General features: G+C 57.3%; 3 protein-coding genes. 2 read left to right on the forward strand and 1 reads right to left on the reverse strand.

Annotated elements, in window-relative coordinates; all coding sequences use genetic code 11:
• A partial coding sequence (locus tag JHD63_RS24275) for a hypothetical protein (RefSeq protein WP_233168545.1) occupies positions 1 to 277 on the forward strand: 277 nt, incomplete at its 5' end.
• On the opposite strand, the gene JHD63_RS22465 is transcribed toward JHD63_RS24275, so the two are convergent.
• On the reverse strand, positions 231 to 563 hold the full coding sequence (locus JHD63_RS22465) for an IPTL-CTERM sorting domain-containing protein (protein ID WP_198973010.1): 333 nt from the start codon (positions 561 to 563) through the stop codon (positions 231 to 233). The two genes, JHD63_RS24275 and JHD63_RS22465, sit on opposite strands and share 47 nt — an antisense overlap.
• 607 nt (positions 564 to 1,170) lie before the next feature.
• Here JHD63_RS22465 and JHD63_RS22470 point away from each other — a divergent pair.
• Complete coding sequence (locus JHD63_RS22470) at positions 1,171 to 1,344, forward strand: hypothetical protein (protein WP_198973009.1); 174 nt, start codon at positions 1,171 to 1,173, stop codon at positions 1,342 to 1,344.
• Positions 1,345 to 1,758 lie beyond the last annotated feature (414 nt).

Consider the following 1,758-nt stretch of genomic DNA (forward strand, 5'->3'; position numbering starts at 1 on the left):
CGTCGGGTGGGGCGGCGGTATTGCTCGAATCCGGCCTCTTGATCGGCCGCTGCTGCCAGGGTCTGTTGCTTCATCGGATCACAACGCATTCGAGCCGCCAGTGGTGGACTTGTTCAGCGTTGCCCTAGGCAGCCCGCATGTTCACATGCGGGTCGAAGGAGCCGCCACCTCAGCTCAGGCGTTCAACACTTTCCGGGACATCGCCAAGCCACCCGCAGATGGTTTCCTTCTCAGCGTTGACGACGACGCACCCTTGCAATCGCGGCCATTGCCATGAGTGACGATAGCGCAATGATGCCCCACTGAGACAGGGTGGGTACCGGTGCGGAAGCTGTGGGTGCAGCTATTGCAACGGCTACAGGCGAGTTGTTTGCTGTGCTGCGAGAGGTATCGCTTACTGTTGCTGTAACGCAGGTGTCGTTTACACCGCTGTTACCCGTCCCTACTGTGTTGCAACCGGAGTTGTGCGTAGAAGTGCCGTTGGTTCCGGAGATCACGAACGCAGAAAACCTGTCTGCAGTCGAATGAGGGGCTGTGCCGGTGAGCCATTTCACGACTTGCATAATATTCACAGCGATGATGTTTCCCGAAGCATCCGTGGAGATCCGGAGGGTGTTCAGTCTCGAATCGCTGTCTGAGGAGGTAACGGTCTCGAGTCCGTTCGAAAAGCTGTATGAGGTGACGGTCGATCCAATCTCAAGATTGGAAGCGTTTGTTGGCAGCGAGCCTGCTGTAGTAAATGTCCCTGACAAATTGTTCGCTGCAACAAAGTTTGCGCATAGTGATGGGGCGGTAGTGCAGTTTGTGTAGTTTTGCAGCAAAGCGTAGTTGCCTGCGCTCGTTACATTGACAGTAGCAGCTTGACCGCTTAGCGCTACCACAGCCAGGGTTGTAGCTAATAGCAATTTTTTCAAGAATCACCTCGATTGTTGGAAATTGTTAACCACTTAAGTGTATGGTTGGGATAGCTCTTTCCACAAAGATTTCTTAAACAGTGTTGTATCGGTGTGACGCGAGAGACTCCACTCCACAGCAACTTCCTAGCCGTCGCCTTGACCAAGATCAGGCCACTGATCTTGGTCAGTGAGTTTTCTGTTCCGAGGAGCTTTCAAACTTAGCCGTGCCAAGCCTGCCACCCTGCCGTGATCCAAACCACGAAAGGACGCACACATGCGCTTGAACGACGACCACCTGCGCCTCCTGTCCGACGCCGAGCGCGAGGCCATGGAAGCCGACAGCGACGACTACGACTCCGACGAGGACAACGCTGACGCGCTGGCTGCCCCGGGTCGCGGCCCTCTCGATGCGGACGAGGAAGAGGAGGGGCGACGACGATGCGGCTGACGCGGGCAAGGGAAAGCCGAAGCCCGGCAGCGCGGGCGATGCCGATCCCGTGAGTGCCGAGCTGGCCAAGCTGGAGGGCCAGGCCTATGAGCGCGCGCTGGCCGCCATGTCCGAGGAAAAGCGTGATCGCCACAACTGCCTGGGCTGAGGAACGAGCGATGCAGTCTACCGCCCCCATTCCCGACGCGCGCCGCATTTTCGTTACCACACAGGAGCACTCCCATCGGCAAAACGGTGGTGGGCATGAACAGCCCCCGCGCCGTCAAGCGCTTTTCCGGCAACCTAGCCTTACTGTGTCATAAATGTCACAATTCGATCTTCCGGACTTCGATTTGGAGGATCGATGAATGCAGCCGAGCGTTTCGATAGCTACCTGGAGCACCTGAGCGAAGGCCTGGGTCACGTGGACCGGCA

This window comes from Xylophilus sp. ASV27 (assembly GCF_016428875.1).
Lineage (GTDB): Bacteria > Pseudomonadota > Gammaproteobacteria > Burkholderiales > Burkholderiaceae_C > Xylophilus.

Coding starts and splice junctions, on each gene's coding strand:
- JHD63_RS22465 (WP_198973010.1), bottom strand. CDS start 563: ATGCAAGTCGTGAAATGGCTCACCGGCACAGCCCCTCATTCGACTGCA.
- JHD63_RS22470 (WP_198973009.1), top strand. CDS start 1,171: ATGCGCTTGAACGACGACCACCTGCGCCTCCTGTCCGACGCCGAGCGC.